This is a genomic window from Gemmobacter sp. (assembly GCF_046292685.1).
Lineage (GTDB): Bacteria > Pseudomonadota > Alphaproteobacteria > Rhodobacterales > Rhodobacteraceae > Wagnerdoeblera.
Map to the genome: position 1 here is coordinate 1 of NZ_JBKBQM010000007.1, position 21,101 is coordinate 21,101.

The 21,101-nt window shown below is 68.4% G+C and carries 21 protein-coding genes and 1 pseudogene; 11 read left to right on the forward strand and 11 right to left on the reverse strand.

What is annotated here, in order from left to right:
• Nucleotides 1-99 precede the first annotated feature (99 nt).
• Nucleotides 100-375 (reverse strand): ABC transporter permease subunit, encoded by a 276-nt coding sequence (locus ACK4S2_RS03110; RefSeq protein ID WP_409620219.1) that lies wholly within the window; start codon nt 373-375, stop codon nt 100-102.
• A 61-nt stretch (nt 376-436) separates the two neighbouring features.
• A pseudogene (locus ACK4S2_RS03115) lies at nt 437-1,351 on the reverse strand (ABC transporter substrate-binding protein).
• On the opposite strand from ACK4S2_RS03115, the gene ACK4S2_RS03120 reads away from it, so the two are divergent.
• Nucleotides 1,350-1,547 (forward strand): hypothetical protein, encoded by a 198-nt coding sequence (locus ACK4S2_RS03120; protein ID WP_409620221.1) that lies wholly within the window; start codon nt 1,350-1,352, stop codon nt 1,545-1,547. The pseudogene ACK4S2_RS03115 and the gene ACK4S2_RS03120 sit on opposite strands and share 2 nt — an antisense overlap.
• A 9-nt stretch (nt 1,548-1,556) precedes the next feature.
• Here ACK4S2_RS03120 and ACK4S2_RS03125 read toward each other — a convergent pair whose 3' ends face one another.
• The gene (locus ACK4S2_RS03125) at nt 1,557-2,438 is read right to left on the reverse strand and encodes a carbon-nitrogen hydrolase family protein (protein WP_409620223.1); all 882 of its coding nucleotides are present in this window, start codon (nt 2,436-2,438) and stop codon (nt 1,557-1,559) included.
• Nucleotides 2,439-2,563: 125 nt separating this feature from the next.
• On the opposite strand from ACK4S2_RS03125, the gene ACK4S2_RS03130 reads away from it, so the two are divergent.
• A complete protein-coding gene (locus ACK4S2_RS03130) occupies nt 2,564-3,481 on the forward strand; it encodes a DMT family transporter (RefSeq protein ID WP_409620225.1) in 918 nt (305 codons plus the stop codon).
• Nucleotides 3,482-4,150: 669 nt separating this feature from the next.
• Here ACK4S2_RS03130 and efp read toward each other — a convergent pair.
• Nucleotides 4,151-4,717 carry an elongation factor P gene (gene efp, locus ACK4S2_RS03135; RefSeq protein ID WP_409620227.1) on the reverse strand — a complete coding sequence of 189 codons (567 nt, stop codon included), beginning with the start codon at nt 4,715-4,717 and terminating at the stop codon, nt 4,151-4,153.
• 103 nt (nt 4,718-4,820) lie between these two features.
• Here efp and epmA point away from each other — a divergent pair, with 103 nt between their 5' ends.
• Nucleotides 4,821-5,858 carry an EF-P lysine aminoacylase EpmA gene (gene epmA, locus ACK4S2_RS03140; protein ID WP_409620229.1) on the forward strand — a complete coding sequence of 346 codons (1,038 nt, stop codon included), beginning with the start codon at nt 4,821-4,823 and terminating at the stop codon, nt 5,856-5,858.
• 62 nt (nt 5,859-5,920) lie between these two features.
• On the opposite strand, the gene ACK4S2_RS03145 is transcribed toward epmA, so the two are convergent.
• Entirely contained in the window at nt 5,921-7,366 is a 1,446-nt protein-coding gene (locus ACK4S2_RS03145; RefSeq protein WP_409620231.1) for an aldehyde dehydrogenase family protein, read from the reverse strand.
• Nucleotides 7,367-7,543: 177 nt separating this feature from the next.
• Between ACK4S2_RS03145 and ACK4S2_RS03150 the strand changes: the two genes are divergently transcribed.
• Nucleotides 7,544-8,197 (forward strand): peroxiredoxin, encoded by a 654-nt coding sequence (locus ACK4S2_RS03150; RefSeq protein ID WP_409620233.1) that lies wholly within the window; start codon nt 7,544-7,546, stop codon nt 8,195-8,197.
• Nucleotides 8,198-8,299: 102 nt separating this feature from the next.
• Nucleotides 8,300-8,653 carry a hypothetical protein gene (locus ACK4S2_RS03155; protein WP_409620235.1) on the forward strand — a complete coding sequence of 118 codons (354 nt, stop codon included), beginning with the start codon at nt 8,300-8,302 and terminating at the stop codon, nt 8,651-8,653.
• A 48-nt stretch (nt 8,654-8,701) separates the two neighbouring features.
• Here the strand turns inward: ACK4S2_RS03155 and ACK4S2_RS03160 are convergent, their stop codons facing one another.
• Genes ACK4S2_RS03160 through ACK4S2_RS03185 form a run of 6 tightly spaced genes read right to left on the reverse strand, consistent with a single transcriptional unit; the run spans nt 8,702 to nt 14,544 of the window.
• On the reverse strand, nt 8,702-9,076 hold the full coding sequence (locus tag ACK4S2_RS03160) for a Na+/H+ antiporter subunit G (RefSeq protein ID WP_409620237.1): 375 nt from the start codon (nt 9,074-9,076) through the stop codon (nt 8,702-8,704).
• A gap of 11 nt (nt 9,077-9,087) precedes the next feature.
• A complete protein-coding gene (locus ACK4S2_RS03165) occupies nt 9,088-9,357 on the reverse strand; it encodes a K+/H+ antiporter subunit F (RefSeq protein WP_409620239.1) in 270 nt (89 codons plus the stop codon).
• Nucleotides 9,354-9,845, reverse strand: a complete 492-nt coding sequence (locus tag ACK4S2_RS03170) for a Na+/H+ antiporter subunit E (protein ID WP_409620241.1) — start codon at nt 9,843-9,845, stop codon at nt 9,354-9,356. Before ACK4S2_RS03170 ends, ACK4S2_RS03165 begins: the two co-directional genes overlap by 4 nt.
• 10 nt (nt 9,846-9,855) lie before the next feature.
• Nucleotides 9,856-11,358 carry a monovalent cation/H+ antiporter subunit D gene (locus tag ACK4S2_RS03175; protein WP_409620243.1) on the reverse strand — a complete coding sequence of 501 codons (1,503 nt, stop codon included), beginning with the start codon at nt 11,356-11,358 and terminating at the stop codon, nt 9,856-9,858.
• On the reverse strand, nt 11,355-11,693 hold the full coding sequence (locus tag ACK4S2_RS03180; protein WP_409620245.1) for a Na+/H+ antiporter subunit C: 339 nt from the start codon (nt 11,691-11,693) through the stop codon (nt 11,355-11,357). The genes ACK4S2_RS03175 and ACK4S2_RS03180 overlap by 4 nt, the downstream gene beginning before the upstream one ends.
• A 1-nt stretch (nt 11,694) precedes the next feature.
• A complete protein-coding gene (locus tag ACK4S2_RS03185) occupies nt 11,695-14,544 on the reverse strand; it encodes a monovalent cation/H+ antiporter subunit A (RefSeq protein WP_409620246.1) in 2,850 nt (949 codons plus the stop codon).
• A 237-nt stretch (nt 14,545-14,781) separates the two neighbouring features.
• Here ACK4S2_RS03185 and ACK4S2_RS03190 point away from each other — a divergent pair, with 237 nt between their 5' ends.
• The 6 genes from ACK4S2_RS03190 to rodA all read left to right on the forward strand — a co-directional run bounded on the left by ACK4S2_RS03190 (nt 14,782) and on the right by rodA (nt 21,101).
• On the forward strand, nt 14,782-15,330 hold the full coding sequence (locus ACK4S2_RS03190; protein WP_409620248.1) for an acyl-CoA thioesterase: 549 nt from the start codon (nt 14,782-14,784) through the stop codon (nt 15,328-15,330).
• A 151-nt stretch (nt 15,331-15,481) separates the two neighbouring features.
• A complete protein-coding gene (locus tag ACK4S2_RS03195; RefSeq protein WP_409620250.1) occupies nt 15,482-16,519 on the forward strand; it encodes a rod shape-determining protein in 1,038 nt (345 codons plus the stop codon).
• 40 nt (nt 16,520-16,559) lie between these two features.
• On the forward strand, nt 16,560-17,468 hold the full coding sequence (gene mreC / locus ACK4S2_RS03200) for a rod shape-determining protein MreC (protein WP_409620251.1): 909 nt from the start codon (nt 16,560-16,562) through the stop codon (nt 17,466-17,468).
• Complete coding sequence (locus ACK4S2_RS03205) at nt 17,461-18,000, forward strand: rod shape-determining protein MreD (protein WP_409620253.1); 540 nt, start codon at nt 17,461-17,463, stop codon at nt 17,998-18,000. The genes mreC and ACK4S2_RS03205 overlap by 8 nt, the downstream gene beginning before the upstream one ends.
• The gene (gene mrdA / locus ACK4S2_RS03210; protein ID WP_409620255.1) at nt 17,997-19,943 is read left to right on the forward strand and encodes a penicillin-binding protein 2; all 1,947 of its coding nucleotides are present in this window, start codon (nt 17,997-17,999) and stop codon (nt 19,941-19,943) included. Before ACK4S2_RS03205 ends, mrdA begins: the two co-directional genes overlap by 4 nt.
• A gap of 18 nt (nt 19,944-19,961) precedes the next feature.
• Entirely contained in the window at nt 19,962-21,101 is a 1,140-nt protein-coding gene (gene rodA, locus ACK4S2_RS03215; RefSeq protein ID WP_409620257.1) for a rod shape-determining protein RodA, read from the forward strand.

Below are 21,101 nucleotides of genomic sequence, written 5' to 3' on the forward strand. Positions count from 1 at the left end.
AGTATAGCTGGACCAGTTCGTCGTGCGGTAGCGGGCGGGTATCGGCTTGCTCATCCGGTCTGTCTAACCGCATGGATTCACGATGTGAATCCCGCACGGTCAGAGTTGTGCAACAACGCCGTAACCCACGGCAATCGCAAAGCTGGTCATCACCGGCAACAGGGCGTTGCGCGCCGCAAGGCGGATCACCACCGAAAAGCTCGGCACCCCCTTGATGCGCGCCATGATGACGAAATCTTCCTTCATCACGTCCAGCATGTTCGACCGCATCCGCCGCAAGGTCAGCCCCTGCGCATGGATCGCCAGCGGGCCGCCCGGCATCAGGCGGAACAGGAAGAACAGGATCGTCACCACGGCCCCGAGCACGAACAGCATCCGAACCACATGCGTCCCGATCGCGGTTCAAGCCTGCATCGTCCTGTCCCGCCCCTTCGCGTCACTTCAGCGTTTCGGTGACGCCGGCCGGATCGTTCAGCTTGCCGTCCACCACCTTGCAGCCGGCGGCCTCCAGCATGGCCCTGGCCTTGTCGATGCCGGTGTCCAGCTTGTCGGTCTCCTCGTTGTACCAGAAGGCCAGCGCAGGCGAGACGACCGAGTTCGACGGCACCGCAAAGCCGCGGAACGCAGCCCCCGCGATCAGCCGGCGGTCCACCACGGCCGACAGCGCGTTGCGGAACGCGGGGTCATCGAACGGCGGGCGACGATGGTTGAACGCGACATGGCGGAACCCGATGTCGACGGTGGACACCACCTTCAGGTTCGGGTCGGCGACGGCAGCGGCCAGCACCACCTCCTCGTTCGCCGTCCAGGACACGAACTTGAACGGCCCCGACCCGACCGGCGTCGGCTCCTGATAGGATTCCGCATTGGTTTCCTTGGTCTTCCGTTCCTCGATCCCCGGCTCCCAGACGTGCTTGGGGATCAGGTTGATCCTGGCAAGACTCGCGGTCAGGAACGCCGCCGAAGGGTTGGCCAGCTTGAAGGTGATGTCGTTGCCGCTGATCTCGATGCCGGTGACGTTGCGCACGAAGGGCCCCTACATCGGCGCCTCGCCCGAACCGGCCGCCTCGAAGCCGGACTTCACGTCCTCGGCCGTCACCGGCTGGCCGTCGTGCCACTTCATGCCTTCGCGCAGCGTGACCTTGATGGTGGTCGGGTCGATCCACGCATCGGCCGAGGCTGCCCACAGCTGCGGCAAGCCATCGGGGCCCACGCGCATCGGACGGTGCCACAGCAGTTCGGTGATCCAGCTGTCGGTTCCGCCCGAGATATGCAGCGGGTTGATCGCCCGCACCGTGTCCGACGCGTTCAGCCCGATGTCGCGCGTGTCGCCCACCGGGTCCAGCGACATGCAGATCCAGGTGTTGCGAATGCCGATGCCGCCCTGGTCCGCCACCGACTCGGGCTCCCGGACCGCGGCGCTTGTCGGGGTCGGTCTCGGCGCGCGCTTCAAGCTCGACCGCATCGCCCAGGCGCACGAACGGGTGGAACAGGGCGGCATCGGCAACACCGTGGTCACCCTGCCCGGCACCGACTTCGCCGGCTGACCGGCGCGCTCAGCCCGGCACGCAGGCCACCCCGCGCGCCAGCCGCGCCGCCTGTTCGGGCCAATGGGCATGGGTCAGAACCACCCCGTCCGCACGGGTGCGGGCGATGCGGTCGCGCGCGACCTCGGCCATGACCCAGCCGGGGGCGTCGAGGCCCCCTTCGGCCAGGATGCCGGTTTCCGGCCAGCCGGCATCGGGCGGGCCATAGATGCTGGCGCGGCCGCGGTTCATCTCGACCCCGGCGCACCAGGGCGCGGCACCGACCAGCGGCGCATGCACCACCGGGCACTGGTTTTCCAGCGCCCGCGCCATGCTGCCCACCCGCACCCGGGTAAAGCCCGCCAGCGTCTCGGTGCAACTGGGCGCCAGCAGCACCTCGGCCCCCGCCTCGACCAGCGCCCGCGACAACAGGGGAAACTCGCTGTCGTAACAGATCACCACCCCCAGCCGCGCAAAGGGCGTGTCGAACACCTGCAATTCATTGCCCGGCACCACGTCCCAATCCTGCCGCTCGAACCGGGTCATGATCTGCTTGTCCTGATGGCCGAGAATCCCGCCCGGGCCAAACAGCGTGGCGCGGTTCACCGGCCGGGCGCCGGCAAACACCGGCCCCGACCCGCCCAGGATATGCACCCCATGCTGCGCTGCCAGCCGCAGATGCAGCGCATCGGCCGCGTCGCGGTGGCGGGCGGTTTCCTCCAGCACGCCTTGGGTGTCGGCCGCCGCCGCGCGCCCGCCGAGACTCGCCAGTTCCAGCGCGGCATATTCGGGAAACACCAGCAGCTCTGCCCCGGTGGCCGCCCCTTGCGCCACCCAGGCCGAAAGCTTGGCCTCGTAATCCCCCCAGGCATCGAACCAGTCCAGCGGATAGGCGGCGGCGGCAAGCTTCATCGGGCGGTCTCCTGCAGGTCCGCGCCAGCCTAGCGCGCCGCGCGCCCCGGCGAAAGGGGCGCCCCCCCTTGCAGCTGCCGGCGCCAGATGCCACCCATACCCGCAGGCAACGGCGAAAGGCCCCCATGCAACCCTTGCGCGGAATCGGCTTGAAGCTGGCCTCGGTGGTGGTGTTCATCGCCATGGCCTCGCTCATCAAGGCCACGTCCCACCACGTGCCGCCCGGCCAGGCGGTGTTCTTCCGGTCGTTCTTTGCGATTCCGGTCATCGCCGGCTGGCTGTTCCTGCGGCACGAACTGCACCAGGGCGTCGGCACCTCCAACTACGCCGGCCATTTCTTTCGCGGGCTGATGGGGGTGATGGCCATGGGCATGGGCTTTGCCGGCCTCGGCTACCTGCCCTTGCCCGAGGTGACGGCGCTGGGCTATGCCGCGCCGCTGCTGACCGTGATCTTCGCCGCGATGTTCCTGTCGGAACGGGTCGGCATCTATCGCTTCGGCATGGTGGGGCTCGGCATGGTCGGGGTGCTCATCGTGGTGTCGCCGCGGCTGACGGTGGGGGCCTCGGCCACCCACGCGCAAACGCTGGGCGCCATGCTGGTGCTGGGGGGGGCGGTGTTTTCGGCGCTGGCGCAGGTGTTCGTGCGCAAGCTGGTGCAGACCGAACGCACCGCCACCATCGTGTTCTGGTTTTCCTTCAACGCCGCCGCGCTGTCGCTGGTGACGCTGCCCTTCGGCTGGGTCGTGCCTTCGCCCACCGAGGCCGCACTTCTGGTGCTGGCGGGGCTTCTGGGCGGGGTCGGGCAGATTCTGCTGACCGCCAGCTACCGCGAGGCCGATGCCTCGGTCGTGGCGCCCTTCGAATACGCCTCGATCCTGTTCGCGCTCGGCATCGGCTATGTCGTGTTCGACGAGGTGCCGACCCTGACCATGCTGGCCGGGGCCGCGCTTGTGGTGCTGGCGGGCATCCTCATCATCTGGCGCGAACGCAAGCTGGGGCTGGAACGCGCCAGCCAGCGCAAGGCGATGACCCCGCAAGGCTAGGCCCTGCCTGCCTTCCCCTCAGCCGATCCGGGGCTGCGACGCGGATGACGGCTGGTGCGGGTTTTCCCGCAGCCTGGCGCGATGCGGCGGAAGTGCCCGATCCGCGGGAGGAAGTCTTCGACCTTGTGGCGTTCGGCATGACGTTCGCGGTCAAGGGGGGGGCTGATCGCGCGGCACGGGTTGGCCCGGACATGCGCCTCTGCCCCGGGTTCGTTCTCGGTCTCCCTGCGCAGGGCGCCAGACTCGCGGGGCGCATCGGCGGCGGCGTGGCTTCTGGCCATCCGCCGCATCTTCCCCCGGCCTTCCACGCCAAAGACCAGCGGAAAGACCGAACGGTTCGCCCAGACCCTCCCGCGCGCATCGGCCTGCGGCCGCGCCCCTCCCGCCCCCGCAGCCCGCCCCAGCGACCTGCCGCGCGGGATCGAGGGGTTCAACCGCGCAAGACCGCACGCCCGACCGGGCGGCCTGCCACCCCGTGCAAGGGTGAACACCCTGCTCAGGTTTCACGGCCAGGGCCCGGGGCGCCGAGGCCGCATGTGTTAAGATTTCGTGAAAACGCGCTGCCAACCCCTTGATCTTGCTGGGGTGGCGCCCTGTCCCTCGAAGGGACGCAAGCAAAAGGGGCGCCTTGCGGGCGCCCCCTTCGGCCGTGCGATGGCGGGCGCGGGGTCAGTCGCGCGCGCGCTCCACATAGCTGTTGTCGTCGGTGTTGATGACGATCCGGGTGCCCGGCCCGATATGCGGCGGCACCATCACGCGCAGGCCGCTGTCGGTCATCGCGGGCTTGTAGCTGGACGAGGCGGTCTGCCCCTTCACCACCGGCTCGGTCTCGGCGATTTCCACGGTGATCTTCTGCGGCACTTCCAGCGCGATGCAGACGCCCTCGAAGGTTTTCAGCCAGCAGCGCATGCCTTCCTGCAGGTAGACCTTGTTGTCGCCCACCACGTCGGCGCTGACCGCCAGCTGTTCGTAGGTCTCGGGCTCCATGAAGTGAAAGCCCTCGCCGTCCTCGTAAAGATAGTCGTATTCGCGCTCGTCCACGGTGGCCTTTTCGACCTGGTCGGTGGTCTTCCAGCGCTCGCTCACCTTCACGCCGTCGGAAATGCGGCGCATGTCCACGCTGGTGGTCGGCGTGCCCTTGCCGGGGTGGAAGTTGGCGGCGCTCAGCACGACATACAGCTTGCCGTCCATCTCGACGACATTGCCCTTGCGCAGGGACGAGGCGATGACTTTCACGGGTGCGGTTCCTTGTGATTTCCGGGTCGGCGGCGTATCTCGCGCGCGATTGGTGCTGCGCCTAGCGCATCTCGCGCCGGATTTCCAGCCTTAAGGCGATGACATGCCCGATACCCCCTGGTGGAACGCCCGCCGCCACGCCGACCGCCGCCCGCTGCTGATGGCCCGCAACCGCATCCAGGCCGCGCTGCGGGGCTGGTTCGCCGCCGAAGGCTTTACCGAGGTCGATCCGGCGGCCTTGCAGGTCAGCCCGGGCAACGAGGCGCACCTGCACGCCTTTGCCTGCGACGCCATCGGCAACGATGGCACGGCGCGGCGGATGTTCCTGCACACCAGCCCCGAATTCGCCATGAAAAAGCTGCTGGCCGCCGGCGAGACGCGCATCCATGCCTTTGCCCATGTCTGGCGCAACCGCGAACGCGGGCCGCGTCACAGCCCCGAGTTCACCATGCTGGAATGGTATCGCAGCGGCGAGGATTACAGCGTGCTGATGCAGGATTGCGCCGCGCTGTTGCGGCTGGCGGCCGAGGCGGCCGGGGCCGCGTTGCTGCGGCATGGCGAGGCCACCTGCGACCCCTTTGCCGCGCCCGAGCGGCTGTCGGTGGCCGAGGCCTTCGCGCGCCATGCCGGGATCGACCTTTTGGCCACGCTGGCGCCCGACGGCACCCCCGACCGCGACGCGCTGGCAGCACAGGTGGCCGCGGCGGGGCTGCGGGTGGATGCCGGCGACACCTGGTCGGACCTGCTGTCGGCGGTGCTGGTCCGCCGGGTGGAGCCGCATCTGGGCCACGGCCGCGCCACCGTGCTGGACCGCTACCCCGCGCACGAGGCCGCGCTGGCCCGCCGCTGCCCCGACGATGCGCGGGTGGCCGAGCGGTTCGAGCTTTATGCCTGCGGGGTCGAGCTGGCCAACGGCTTTGGCGAACTGACCGACCCGGCCGAACAGCGCCGCCGCTTCGAGGCCGAGATGGACGAAAAGGCCCGCGTCTATGGCGAGCGTTACCCGCTGGACGAGGATTTCCTGGCAGCACTGGCGCAGATGCCCCCGGCCAGCGGCATCGCGCTGGGGTTCGACCGGCTGGTGATGCTGGCCACCGGCGCCCCGCGCATCGACGACGTGCTGTGGGCGCCGGTGGGCTAGCACGGCCGGGGGGCTTGCCCCGCCCCCCTGGGCCTATCCTGCAAGCGATGCTGCGGCCGGGGTCAATCCCGGGTGCTGTCCCAGCCGGAGATGGCCTTGACCTCGAGAAACTCCTCGATGCCCCAGTGGCCGCCTTCGCGCGCACGGCCCGACATCTTGACCCCGCCGAAAGGCGAGCCGGCGCCGCGGCTCTGGCCGTTCATTTCCACCATGCCCGAGCGCAGTTGCCGCGCCAGCCGGTTGCGGCGGGCGCCATCCTGCGACTGGACATAGTTCGTCAGGCCGTAGGGGGTGTCGTTGGCGATCGCCACGGCCTCGGCCTCGGTGTCGAAGGGGATCATGGCAAGGACGGGGCCGAAGATTTCCTCGCGCTCGATCGTCATGCCGGGTTTGACATCGGCAAAGACGGTGGGACGCACGTAGAAGCCCTTGTTCATGCCGTCGGGCAGGCCAAGGCCACCGGCGACAAGGCGGGCGCCTTCCTCGATTCCCTTGGCGATGTAGCCCTGGATCTGGTCCCACTGGCGCTTGTTCACCACCGGGCCGATGTGCTTGCCGGGCTCGGACGCGGGGCCGACCCGGGTGCTTTCGGCGACGCTGCGGGCGATTTCCACGGCGCGATCATAGACGGGGCGTTCCACCAGCATGCGGCTGGGCGCGTTGCAGGACTGGCCCGAGTTGTTGAACATGTGCCGCACGCCGCGTTCCACCGCCTTGTCGTCGGCATCGGCAAAGATCAGGTTGGCGCCCTTGCCACCCAGTTCCAGCGTCACCCGCTTGAGCGTTTCGGCGGCGGCAAGGCTGATGGCCTTGCCCGCGCGGGTCGAGCCGGTGAAGGAGATCATCTCCACATCCGGGTGGCGCGACAGGCGGGCGCCCACGCCGGCGCCGTCGCCGTTCACAAGGTTGAACACGCCGGGGGGGAAACCCGCCTCGTGCATCATCTCGGCCCAGAGGAGCGACGAAAGCGGCGATTCCTCGGACGGCTTCAGCACCATCGTGCAGCCGGCCAGCAAGGCGGGCGTGACCTTCAGCGACACCTGGTTCATCGGCCAGTTCCACGGCGTGATGAGGCCCACGACCCCGATGGGTTCCAGCGCGATACGGTCGTTCGGCGCGTGGGGGCCGAGGGGGCGGATGAACTCCATCGACTTGAAGGCGGTGATGAAGTTGCGGATGTGCCAGTTGCCGGAGGTGGCCTGCGAGGCGCGGGCCATGTCGATGGGGGCGCCCATTTCCAGGCTGATGGCGCGGGCCATGTCATCCAGCCGCGATTCGTAGATGGCGAGGAACCGTTCCACCAGCGCCAGACGTTCGGCCGGGGGGGTGGAAGCCCAGGCGGGGAAGGCGGCCTTGGCGGCGGCCACCGCGGCATCGGCATCGGCGGCAGAGCCGAGGCTGATGACGGCGCAGACCTCCTCGGTCGAGGGGTCGATCACCGGGCAATCGTTGGCCACCAGCGGCGGCACCCAGGCGCCGTTGATGTAGAAGTCGCGTTTTTCGATCATCGCCTGTCTCCCCATGTCGGCCGTGCCGGGAAACTGGCATTGTCCGGGAGATTGTGCAACGCCGGCCGCGCCCCGGCGGAGGGATTCCCTTTCGGCCCCTGCGACACCGGCGAGGGGTGCAGAAGGCCGGCGGAGGGGCTATTTCGGCAGCGGACCAAGTCGCACCGGAGAATCACCATGAGCCTGCGCATCAACGATATCGCCCCCGACTTCACGGCCGAGTCGACCGAGGGCACGATCTCGTTCCACGACTGGATCGGCGACAGCTATGCCATCCTGTTCAGCCACCCCAAGGATTTCACCCCGGTCTGCACCACCGAATTCGGCGCGGTGTCGCGGCTGGCGGCAGAATTCGCGCGCCGGGGCTGCAAGGTGGCCGGCGTATCGGTGGACCCGCTGGAGGAGCACCTGAAATGGAAGGCCGACATCGAGGCCTATTCCGGGGCGCCGGTGGGCTTTCCGATTTTTGCCGATGTGGATCTGGCGATCGCCAAGGCCTATGACATGATGCCCGCCGAGGCGGTGCTGCCCGACGGGCGCGCGCCCGCCCATACCGCCACGGTGCGGTCCACCTTCATCATCGGGCCGGACAAGCGCATCCGCCTGATGCTGATCTATCCGATGTCGGTGGGGCGCAACTTCGACGAAATCCTGCGGGCGCTGGATGCAATTCAGGCCACCGATGGCGTGCCCTTCGCCACCCCGGCCGACTGGCGGCCGGGCGAAAAGGTGATCGTGGCCTTGTCGGTGCCGACGGACGAGGCGAAGGCGCGGTTCCCCGACCTGGAGATCGTGCTGCCCTATCTGCGCAAGACCCAGCTGCCGGGCTGAGGCGGCGCGGATTTTCCTTGCCAGCGCCCGGGGCGGCATCGGATCGTGCCCGGGCGGAACGCTGCGCCGCCAGACGCTTCGCAGCCGGAAAAGGACGATCCCATGCGCCAGATCGCGGCCCTTGCCGCCAGCCTGTTTCTTGCTGCCGCCGGGGCAACCCATGCCGTCGAAGGCCGCTATGCGGTGCAAGGCACCAACCCCGACGGCAGCACCTACGAAGGCGCGGCCGAGATCGTGGCGATTTCGGAGGTGACCTGCGAAATCACCTGGATCACCGGCGACACCGAATCGACCGGGGTCTGCATGCGCTACGACAATGCCTTTGCTGCCGCCTATGTGCTGAACGAGGACATCGGGCTGCTGATCTACGAGATCATGGACGACGGCAGCATGCGCGGCACCTGGACCATCGCCGGGCAGGACGGCGTAGGCGAGGAAATGCTGATCCCGCAGTAAGGCCGGCGCGGCGCGGCCGGCGGCCGGCCCGGGCTCGGGCCGGTGCGCTCAGCGTTCGGTGCGGCGGCTGGGGTCGGCGGTTTCGTCGAAGGTGGCCCAGCCGCGCCCCGTGCCGCTGGGCGGCAGGTTTTCCGGCCGCTCGGCCCGGTGCAGGTGGGCCTTGGCGATCAGGTTGGCGGTGATCGGCGCGGTCAGGAACAGGAACAGCGTGATCATCAGTTCGTGGAAGCTGAAATAGTCCATGAACACATACATGTAGACCATGCTGGCGATCAGCACGCCGCCCACGCCCAGGGTGGTGGCCTTGGTGGGGGCGTGCAGGCGGGTCATGGTGTCGGGCAGGCGCAGCAGGCCGAACGACCCGACAAAGCCGAAGATGCCCGCCATCACCAGCAGCACCGAGACGAGGATTTCCCAGATCATCGCGCCCTCCGTCATTCGATGATGTCGCCGCGCAGCATGTAGCGCGCATAGGCAACGGTCGAGATGAAGCCGGTCATGGCAAACAGCAGCGCGGCCTCGAAATAGATGCCGGTGCCTTGCCACATGCCATACAGGATCATCAGCGCGATCACGTTGATGACCATCGTGTCCAGCGCCAGCACCCGGTCGGGCACGCCGGGCGCCACCGCGACGCGATACAGGTTCATCAGCAGGCCGAGGCCGAAGCAGGCGAAGGCAAAGATCAGCGCCATCTCGATCATTCGAAAATCTCCTTCAGCCGGGCCTCGTAGCGGGTCTTGATGCCGGTCACAACGCCGGCGGGGTCGGGGGCGTGCAGGCAATGCACCAGAATCGCCCGGCCGCAGGCCGACAGGTCGCTGGACACCGTGCCGGGCGTCATGGTGATGGTGCCGGCCAGCACGGTGATCGCCTCGGGCGAGCGCAGGTCGAGCGGCACGGTGATCCAGGCGGGTTGCAGGCGCGACAGCGGCATGAACAGCACGATGCGGGCGACGATGAAGTTGGACTTCACGATATCCCACAGCACGATCAGGATGTATTCCGCCACCATGCGCGGCGACCGCAGGCGCGGGCGGTCGGGCCAGTAGGCCGCCGTCATCACCGGGATGATCGTGCCGAGGATCAGCCCGAACACCGCGTGCCCGGGGCTGAGGTCGTTCATCAGCGCCAGCCAGACGGCGGTGAGCGTCAGGGTGAGCCAGGGGTGCGGGAACAGCTTGCGCAGCATCGGGGCCTCCTTACCGCAGGCCGAGGACGGCATCGACATAGCCGCCGGTGTCGTAGATCTGGGCCGCTGCACCTTGGAGCCAGGCGGTCAGCGGGCCGGCCAGCACGGTCATCGTCACGATCAGCGCCAGCAGGCCGAAGGCCGCGACAAAGCCCAGCGCCTCGGGGGGGTGGGGTTCGGGCTCGCCCGGGCTGGCATGGGCCTTCCAGAACACGGTGCTGCCGGCCCGCGCCATGCCGACGATGCCCAGCAGCGACCCGGCAAGGATGGTCGCCCAGAGCCAGGCCATGTCGGCCCGGTCGCGCAAGGCATCGAGGATCAGCAGCTTGCCGAGGAACCCGGACAAGGGCGGCATCCCCGCCATCGCGATCGCGGCGGCGAAGAACAGCGCGGAAATCAGCCCGTGCTGCGCCATCGGCGGCAAGGCGGCGATGGCGGTGGTGCCGCGCCGGTCCTGCACCAGATCAACCACCAGGAACAGCAGCGCGGCGGCAATGGTGGAATGCAGCATGTAGTTCAGCGCCGCCACCGTGCTGGCAGGGGTAAAGGCCCCGATGGCCAGAAACAGCGTGCCCATCGACCCGATGGCGGCAAACCCCGCCATGCGCGCCAGCGATCTTGCCCCCATGACCCCGACAAAGCCGAGGATCGTGGTGACGATTGCCGCAGGCATCAGCAGGTCGGCATAGAAGGTGCCGGTGGTTTCCACATCGGGCCCGAAGACCAGCGTGTAGAACCGCAGGATGGCATAGGCGCCCACCTTGGTCATCACCGCGAACAGCGCGGCCACCGGGGCGGGGGCCAGCGCATAGGTGCCCGGCAACCAGAACTGGAACGGCACCAGCGCCCCCTTGACCGCAAACACGATCAGCAGCAGCACCCCCGCCACCCGCAGCAGCGCATCGTTGCCTTCGGGCAGGTCGGCCACCTTGACCGCCAGATCGGCCATGTTCAGCGTGCCGGTGACGCCATAGATGCTGGCCAGCGCGAACAGGAACAGGGTGGACCCCAGCAGGTTGTAGGCAATGTATTGCACCCCGCCGCGCAGCCGGTCGCGCCCGCCTCCGTGGATCATCAGGCCATAGCTGGCGATCAGCAGGATTTCGAAGAACACGAACAGGTTGAAGGCATCGCCGGTCAGGAAGGCGCCGCAGATGCCCATCAGCTGGAACTGGAACAGCGCGTGAAAGTGGCGCCCGCGCGCATCCCAGCCGGTGCCGATCACGTAAAGCACCACGAACAGCGCCAGCGCCGCGGTCAGCGCCACCATCAGCGCCGACAGCCGGTCGAGCACCAGCACGATGCCGAAGGGCGCCGGCCAGTTGCCCAGGAAATACGCCTGCGGACCGCCCGACGACGCCTGCACCAGCAGCACCGCCGCCACCGCGGCCAGCGCCACCGTGGCCGCCACCGAGAATACGCGCTGCAAGGTCAGGTCGTGCCGCATCCCCAGCACGATCAGCGGCGCCATCACCGCAGGCAGCACGACCGGAAGGATGATCCAGTGGTTCACTTGCCGTCCTCCAGGTCGGTCATCTCGATCTTGTCGTTGCCGGCCTCCAGGTAGGCGCCCAGCGCCATCATCACCGCCACCGCCGTCATCCCGAAGGAAATCACGATCGCGGTCAGCACCAGCGCCTGCGGCAGCGGGTCGGTGTAGCCGGGGCTGTCATGCGCAAGGATCGGCGGGGCATCCACCGTCAGGCGCCCCGAGACGAAGATGAAGACGTTGACCGCATAGGTCAGCATCGAAAGCCCGAGGATCACCGGAAAGGCGCGCAGGCGCAGCACCAGGTAGATGCCGGCGGCCGTCATCAGGCCGATGGCCGAGGCGACGAGAAACTCCATGTCAGACCTCCTTGGCCGGGGCGGGTTGCGAAGGGTCGGTATCCATCGCGGTGGTGTTCACCGTTTCACCCGCGCGAATGGCGATGCGGCTGAGGCTGGCGAGGGTCAGCATCACCGCGCCCACCACCGTCAGGAACACGCCAAGGTCGAAGGCCATCGCGGTGGCAAGCTCGAACTTGTCGAAAGGCGGGATGCGGAAATACCCGAAGTTCGACGTGAGGAACGGCCGCGTCGCCAGCCACGACCCGATGCCGGTGGCCGCGGCAATCACCACGCCGGCGCCGATCCAGGCGTGGTAGTCGATGCGCTGGCGGGCTTGCGTCCAGGCAAAGCCCGAGGCCATGAACTGCGTCACCAGCGCGATGGCCACCACCAGCCCGGCGATGAAGCCGCCGCCCGGTTCGTTGTGCCCGCGCAGGAAGATGTAGACCCCCACCATGATCGTGATCGGCAGCGCCACGCGCCCCGCCACCACCATCATCAGCGGGTGCCGGTCGCCCGACTTCTTCTCCTCGGGCACCCAGGCCAGCAGGCGCTGGTTCGCCGGGCCGCGCAGCAGCGCCTCGGCCAAGGCAAAGATCAGCAGGCCCGCGATGCCCAGCACGATGATTTCGCCAAAGGTATCGTAGCCGCGGAAGTCCACCAGGATCACGTTGACCACGTTGGTGCCGCCGCCGCCGGTCTTGGAATTGGCAAGGTGATAGTCGGAAATCGTCGGAAAGCCGAAGTCGCGCAGCATCATCGCCAGCGCCAGCGCGCCGGCCCCCACCCCGGCCACCGCGGCCACCCCGATGTCGCGCAGCCGGCGCAGGGCCGAGGATTCGCGCGGGGTGGTCTTGGGCAGGAAGTTCAGCGCCAGCAGCATCAGCACGATGGTCACCACCTCGACCGAAATCTGCGTCAAGGCCAGGTCGGGGGCCGAGAGGTAGACGAACCCGACCGAGACGATCAGCCCCACCACCCCGATCAGCACCAGCGACAGCAGGCGCTGGCGATGCAGCACGGCCAGCAGCAGCGTGCAGACCACCAGCATCAGCCAGCCCACCAGCGCCACCCCCGGCACCGGCAGCGGGTTGCGCAGGCCGGGCGCGTGGCCGCCCGCGCTCCAGGCCAGCCAGCCGGCGCCCAGCACGCCCAGCGTGAAGATCAGGAAATACCGGCTGGTGGCGCCATCGTGCAGGCGGTTGGTGACCCCGCGCGCGAGTGCCGCGATGCCGTCGACCAGCGCCTCGAAGATGACCTTGGCCTCGGGCCGCGGCGTGGCCAGCCAGAGCGCATCCAGCCGCCGGTGGCCGCCCAGCAGCATCAGGCCCGCGCCCACCGCCGCAACCGACATCCACAGCGCGGGGACAAAGCCGTGCCAGTGGGTGATCTTGACCGCCACCGCCTCGCCCGTCACCGCACCGGCGACCACGCGCACCAGATCGCCCGCCATCGTCATGGGCATGACGCCGATCAGCACCACCAGAACCGCCAGCAGCGCCGGCGCCGCCCACATGCCGAAGCCGGGGTCGTGCGGCTTGTGCGGGTAATCGTCGCGCACCGGGCCGAGGAACACGTGCGCGATCAGCCGGAACGAATAGGCGACCGAGAACATGGCCCCGATGGTGGCCAGCACCGGGAACAGCCAGGGGATGCCCGCCCAGACGGTGTGGGTGGTTTCCTCCAGCATCATTTCCTTGGACAGGAAGCCGTTGAGCGGCGGGATACCCGCCATCGACAGCGCCGCGACGGTGACGATGACGAAGGTCACCGGCATCAGGGTGCGCAACCCGCCCAGGCGCTTGATGTCGCGGGTATGCGCCTCGTGGTCGACGATGCCGGCCGACATGAACAGCGCCGCCTTGAACGTGGCGTGGTTGATGATGTGAAACACCGCCACCGCCGCCGCCTCGGGCGTGCCGAAGCCCAGCAGCATGGTGATGAGCCCGAGGTGCGACACGGTGGAAAACGCCAGCAGCGCCTTGAGGTCGTCTTTGAACAGGGCGATCTTGGCGGCCATCACCATCGTGACAAGGCCGGTGGTCGCCACGATGTAGAACCACGCCTCGGTCCCGGCCAGCACGGGCCAGAGCCGCGCCATCAGGAACAGGCCGGCCTTCACCATCGTGGCCGAATGCAGATAGGCCGAAACCGGCGTGGGCGCCGCCATCGCGTGCGGCAACCAGAAGTGGAAGGGGAACTGCGCCGATTTGGTGAACGCCCCCAGCAAAATCAGGATCAGCGCCGGCAGATACCATTCCGACGCCCGGATCGCCTCGCCCTGCGTCAGGATCACCGACAGGTCGTAGCTGCCCGCGATGTTGCCCAGGATCAGCATCCCCGCGATCATCGCCAGGCCGCCCGTGGCGGTGACGGCCAGCGCCATGCGCGCGCCCTGCCGCCCTTCGGGCAGGTGCTTCCAGTAGCCGATCAGCAGGAAGGACGACAGCGAGGTCAGTTCCCAGAAGATCAGCAGAAGCAGGATGTTGTCGGAAAGGACAATCCCCACCATCGCGCCCTGGAACAGCATGAGATAGGTGTAGAACTGCCCCATCGGGTCGGATTTCGAAAGGTAGAACCGCGCATAGAGGATGATGAGCAACCCGATGCCCAGGATCAGCCCGGCCAACAGGAAACCCAGCCCGTCGAGAAGGAAGTTGGCGTTCAGCCCCAGCCCCGGCAGCCAGTCGAACCGGGCCTGGATCACCTCGCCGCGCATCACGGCCGGGGCGTGCAACAGCAACCCCAGCAACGCCAGTGCGGTGGCCGACCCGGTGGCAATGGCGCAGGCGCTGCGGCCGGCACGGATCATCAGGCCGGGCAGCAGCGCGCCGAGAAAGGGAAGGGCGGCGATCAGGGCAAGGGACATGCGCGTTCCTTTGAAACCGGGTCGTCAGATATGCCAGCGCGGCCTCCGGGGGGCAGGCCGCGCGGCTCTTACCTGTGGAATGGGCCGCGCCCTGTCAAGCGAAACCGGCCCGTTTCCGGCCGGTTTTGCCGCCAGTGCGTCGGTTTCACGCAACAAGGGCCGGATGTTCCGCTGCGTTCCCCCTTGACCGTCGCCCGGCGCAAGGGCACCCCGCGGCCACGTCCGACAGGAGGCCGCATGTATCCCTTCGCCCGCCTTGCGATTGGCCTGTTCGCTGCCACGCGGCAGCCGCGGCTTGGCCCGTTCGACCCGCATGTCAGCCGCCATGTCTGCTGGCCCTGGGATCTGGACCCCTGGCGCGAGCTGAACAACGGCCGCACCCTGACGCTTTACGACCTGGGCCGCACCCCGCTGGCGGTGCGCAGCGGGCTGACCCGGGCGCTGGGCGCGAACGGCTGGGGCATGACCGTGGCCGGGTCTTCGGTGCGCTATCGCCGGCGGGTGCGGATGTTCGACCGCGTGACGATGGTATCGCGCCTCCTGGGCTGGGATGCGCGGTTCCTGTATCTGGACCAGAGCATGTGGTTGCACGGCGAGTGCACCAGCCAGGCGCTGATCCGGTCGGCGGTGACCTCGCGCGCCGGCATCGTGCCGCCGGCCGAGGTTGCGCGCGCCCTGGGGCATTCGGGGCCCGGCCCGGCCTTGCCCGACTGGGTGCGCGCCTGGACCGAAGCCGAGGCGCAGCGCCCCTGGCCGCCCGAGGCCGGCAAGTTCCTGCCGCGCTGAGCGCCACACGCGGCTGAGCGCCACACGCGGAATTGCGCCGGGTGGCGCCCGCGCCCCTTTCGCTGCACCTGTCGCCCGGCTAAAAGAAGCGGCCCGCCCGGCTGTCCCGAGTCGCGGGCCAACACGCTTGAATGCACAGGATCACCCCAGGATGTCGGTTTTTTCGGGCCTCTTCTCGTCGGACATGGCCATCGACCTCGGCACGGCGAACACGCTGGTTTACGTTCGGGGCAAGGGCATAGTGCTCAACGAACCCTCGGTGGTGGCCTATCACGTGAAGGACGGCAAGAAGCAGGTGCTGGCGGTGGGCGAGGATGCCAAGCTGATGCTGGGCCGCACCCCCGGCAGCATCGAGGCGATCCGCCCGATGCGCGACGGGGTGATCGCCGACTTCGACACGGCGGAAGAAATGATCAAGCATTTCATCCGCAAGGTTCACAAGCGCACGACGTTCAGCAAACCCAAGATCATCGTCTGCGTACCGCATGGCGCCACCCCGGTGGAAAAGCGGGCGATCCGCCAGTCGGTGCTGTCGGCCGGTGCGCGCCGCGCGGGGCTGATCGCCGAGCCCATCGCCGCGGCCATCGGGGCGGGCATGCCCATCACCGACCCCACCGGCAGCATGGTGGTGGACATCGGCGGCGGCACGACCGAGGTTGCAGTGCTGAGCCTTGGCGACATCGTCTATGCCCGGTCGGTCCGCGTGGGCGGCGACCGCATGGACGAGGCGATCGTCAGCTATCTGCGACGGCACCAGAACCTGCTGGTGGGCGATGCCACGGCCGAACGCATCAAGTGCACCATCGGCACCGCCCGCATGCCCGACGACGGGCGCGGCCAGTCGATGACCATCCGCGGCCGCGACCTGCTGAACGGCGTGCCGAAGGAAACCGAGATCAACCAGGCCCAGATCGCCGAGGCCCTGGCCGAACCCGTGCAGCAGATCTGCGATGCGGTGATGCAGGCGCTGGAGGCGACGCCGCCGGATCTGGCGGCCGACATCGTCGACCGCGGCGTGATGCTGACGGGCGGCGGCGCGCTGCTGGGCGAGCTGGATCTGGCCTTGCGCGAACAGACGGGGCTGAGCATCTCGGTCGCCGACGAGTCACTGAATTGTGTGGCGCTCGGCACCGGCAAGGCGCTGGAATACGAAAAGCAGCTTCGGCATGTGATAGACTACGACAGCTGACACCCCCTGCGGCGCAGCCTGACCCAAGCGAGAGGCGGCCTTGGCCAAGGACCGTGACCCACAAGACTATGCCCGTCCGGTTCGCCGCATCCTTGTCGGCGGGCTGGTGCTGGTGCTGCTGGCGCTGTTCCTCTTGTGGCGCATCGACAGCCCGCGGGTGGAACGGTTCCGCATGGCGCTGATCGACCGGGTGGTGCCTTCGATGGATTGGGCGATGGCCCCGGTGACCTGGGCCGTCGGCGTGGTCGAAGGGTTCCAGTCCTATGCCCGCATCCTGGAACAGAATCAGGAACTGCGCCGCGAATTGCAGCAGATGCGTGCCTGGCGCGAGGCCGCGTTGCAGCTGGAACAGAAGAACGCCAAGCTGCTGGACCTCAACCAGGTGCGGCTGGACCCCAAGCTGACCCATGTGACCGGCGTGGTCATGGCCGATTCCGGCAGCCCGTTCCGCCAGTCGGTGCTGCTGAACGTGGGCGACCGCGACGGCATCCGCGACGGCTGGGCCACGATGGATGGTCTGGGCGTGGTGGGGCGCATCTCGGGCGTCGGGCGCACCGTCAGCCGGGTAGTGCTGCTGACCGATGCCTCCAGCCGGGTGCCGGTGCTGGTGCAGCCCTCGGGGCAGCGCGCCATCCTGGCTGGCGACAACTCGCCCTTGCCGCCGCTCGACTTCCTGGAAAAGTCCGATCTGGTGCGCCCGGGCGACCGGGTGGTGACCTCGGGCGATGGCGGCGTGTTTCCGGCCGGGCTGCTGGTCGGGCAGGTCGTGCAGGGGTCGGACCGGCGGCTGCGCGTGGCCCCGGCGGCGGATTACCTGCGGCTGGAGTTCCTGCGCGTGCTGCGCAGCCACGAGGCCGAGCGCATCGAGGAACCCGGCGCCCTGATCGCCCCGCCCGAGGGCACCCTGCCCCCGCAAACCGCCGCAGCCGAGGCGCCGGCCGATGGTTGACGGGGTTCACAACGGCACCTGGCTGGCCCGCGGGCTGTTCGTGCTGGCGGTGACGGCGATGCTGTTCCTGCGGCTTCTGCCCTTGCCGGCCGAGGCGGGCAGCCTGCCCGGCCCGGACCTGACGATGTGCCTGTGCTGCGCCTGGGTGCTGCGGCGCCCCGACCACCTGCCCGCCTTGCTGATCGCCGGCGCGGTGCTGGTCGAGGACATGCTGCTGATGCGCCCGCCGGGCCTGTGGGCCGCGCTGATGCTGCTGGGCACCGAATTCCTGCGCAGCCGTGCCGCCTTCTCGCGCGAGCTGACGCTGGTTTCGGAATGGGTGATGGTGGCGGTGGTGATGCTGGCGATGATGCTGGCGTTCCGGCTGGGCATGGCCGTGACCATGCTGCCGCAACCGGGGCTGGGGTTGACGCTGATCCAGTTCGTGTTTTCCGTGCTGGCCTATCCGCTGGTGGTCGGTGCGCTGCGCCTGGCCTTCGGCCTGCGCAAGCCCGCCACCGGCGAGGTCGATGCCCTGGGGAGGCCGCTGTGAGACGTTCGACCCGCGATACCGACGAAGCCGCGCGCAAGGTCACCCGGCGCGCGCTGCTGCTGGGCGGCTGCCAGGCGGCGGTGGTTGCGGTGCTGGCGGCGCGGCTGCGCTACATGCAGGTGGAACAGGCCGACCAGTTCCGCCTGCTGGCCGAGGAAAACCGCGTGGCGATCCGGCTGATCCCGCCGGCGCGCGGGCAGATCTTCGACCGCAACGGGGTGCTGATCGCCGGCAACGAACAGAATTACCGCGTGACCATCACGCGCGAGGATGCCGGCGACGTCGAGGCCGTGCTGCGCCGGCTGTCCAAAGGCATTCCGCTGACCGAGGAAGACATCGAAAAGACCCTGCGCGAGGTGCGCCGCCGCAGCGCCTTCGTGCCGCATATCGTGGCCGAGCGCCTGACCTGGGACCAGCTGAGCTGGATTTCGGTGAACGCCCCCGCCTTGCCCGGCGTGCAGCCCGAGGTGGGGCTCAGCCGCGTCTATCCGCTGGACCTCGATTTCGCCCATGCGGTCGGCTATGTCGGCCCGGTGTCGGAAAACGATCTGGCGCAACTGGAAAGCCCCGATCCGGTGCTGCAGATCCCCAAGTTCCAGATCGGCAAGATCGGGGTGGAACGGCGGCTGGAGGATACGCTGCGCGGGGCCGCCGGCTCGCGCCGGATCGAGGTGAACGCCGCCGGCCGCGTGATGCGCGAACTGGACCGCCGCGAAGGCGACGAAGGTGCCGATGTGGTGCTGACGCTGGATGCCGCCTTGCAGAACTATGCCCGCGTCCGCATGGGCGAGGAAAGCGCCAGCGCCGTGGTGATGGACGTGCAGAACGGCGATATCGTGGCGCTGGTGTCGGCGCCGTCCTTCGACCCCAACCTGTTCGTGCGCGGCATTTCCAACGCCGATTTCCGCGCGCTGATGGACAACGACCACCGCCCCTTGTCCAACAAGTCGGTGCAGGGCGCCTATCCGCCCGGTTCCACCTTCAAGATGGTCACGGCGCTGGCCGCGCTGGAGGCCGGGGTCATCACGCCGGAAACCCGCGTGCGCTGCCCGGGCCATTACGACACCGGCGGCCGGCGGTTCCACTGCTGGAAACGCAACGGCCACGGCGCGATGAACCTGCAGGCCAGCCTGGCCGAAAGCTGCGACGTGTATTATTACGACATCTCGCAGCGCGTCGGGATCGACGCGATTGCCGCCATGGCCGAACGGCTGGGCCTGGGCGTGCGCCACGATCTGCCGATGTCGGCGATAGCCGAAGGGCTGAACCCCAACCGCCAGTGGAAACGCGACCGGCGCGGCCAGGAATGGCGGATCGGCGACACGATCAACGCCTCGATCGGGCAAGGCTATGTGCTCAGCTCGCCCTTGCAGCTTGCCGTCATGTCGGCGCGGCTGGCGACGGGCCGTGCCGTGGTGCCGCGGCTGGTCAAGGCGGTGGACGGCGCCGAGGTGCCGGTGGCGCCGGCCGAGCCGCTGGGCCTGAAGGGCGAAAACCTGCGCGCCGTGCAGCGCGGCATGTGGGCGGTGACCAACAGCCAGTCGGGCACGGCCTATTCCTCGCGCTCGACCGACCCCGCCACGCTGATCGCGGGCAAGACCGGCACCAGCCAGGTGCGCAACATCAGCGCGGCCGAACGGGCGCGCGGCGTGCTGCGCAACGACCAGTTGCCGTGGAACCGGCGCGACCATGCGCTGTATGTGGCCTATGCGCCGTTCGAGGCGCCGCGCTATGCGGTTTCGGTGGTGGTGGAACATGGCGGCGGCGGCTCGGGCGTGGCCGCGCCCATCGCGCGCGACATCCTGCTGTTCGCGCTGCACGGCGGCATCCCGCCTCTGGCCGCCTACCCGGCCGCCCAACGCAACCGGATCGAAACCCAGCACCGCACCATGCCCTTGCGCGACCCCGGCCTGCTGGCCGGCACCGGGCGCACGCGGGCCTGAGCGAAGGGGAAGGGCGCCATGTCCTATCTGGAATATTCGGTCAAGCGGGTGCCGGCGGGGTTCCGCAAGCTGCTGCACATGAACTGGGCGCTGGCGGTGGTGCTGACCGCCATCGCCTCGGTCGGGTTCCTGATGCTTTATTCGGTGGCCGACGGCCGGATGGACCGCTGGGCCGAACCGCAGATGGAACGCTTCGGCCTGGGGCTGGCGCTGATGCTGGGCATGGGGCTGGTGCCGATCTGGTTCTGGCGCAACATGGCCGGGGTGGCTTACGGCGTTTCGCTGCTGCTGCTGGTGGCGGTGGAGCTGGTCGGCGCGGTCGGCATGGGGGCGCAACGCTGGCTGGAACTGGGGCCGCTCAGGTTGCAACCTTCGGAACTGATGAAGGTGGCGCTGGTGATGATGCTGGCGGCCTATTACGACTGGCTCGACCCGAAAAAGACCTCGCGCCCGCTCTGGGTATTGGTGCCGGTGGCGATGATCCTGTTTCCCACCTTTCTGGTGCTGCGCCAGCCGGACCTGGGCACCTCGGTGATGCTGATGGGCTCGGGGGCGGCGGTGATGCTGGTGGCGGGGGTGCACTGGGCCTATTTCGCATCGGTGATCGCCATGGCGGCTGGGGCCGTCGCCTCGGTCTTTCTGACGCGCGGCACGGAATGGCAGGTGCTGCGCGACTATCAGTATCGGCGCATCGACACCTTCCTCGACCCCGGGTCGGATCCGCTGGGGGCGGGCTACCACATCAGCCAGGCCAAGATTGCGCTGGGGTCGGGCGGCTGGGCCGGCAAGGGTTTCATGCAGGGCACGCAAAGCCGGCTGAACTTTCTGCCCGAAAAGCACACCGACTTCATCTTCAACACGCTGACCGAGGAATTCGGCTTTGTCGGCGGGTTTTCCCTGCTGATGCTCTATGCGCTGGTGCTGGTGTTCTGCATCGCCACCGCGATCCAGACCAAGGACCGCTTCGCCAGCCTGGTCTCGATGGGCGTGGCGGCCACGTTCTTTCTCTACTTCGCCGTCAACATGGCAATGGTGATGGGGCTGGTGCCGGTGGTGGGCTCGCCCTTGCCGCTGGTCAGCTATGGCGGCACCGCGATGATCGTGCTGATGATCGGCTTCGGCCTGGTGCAAAGCGCCCATGTCCACCGCCCGAGGTAA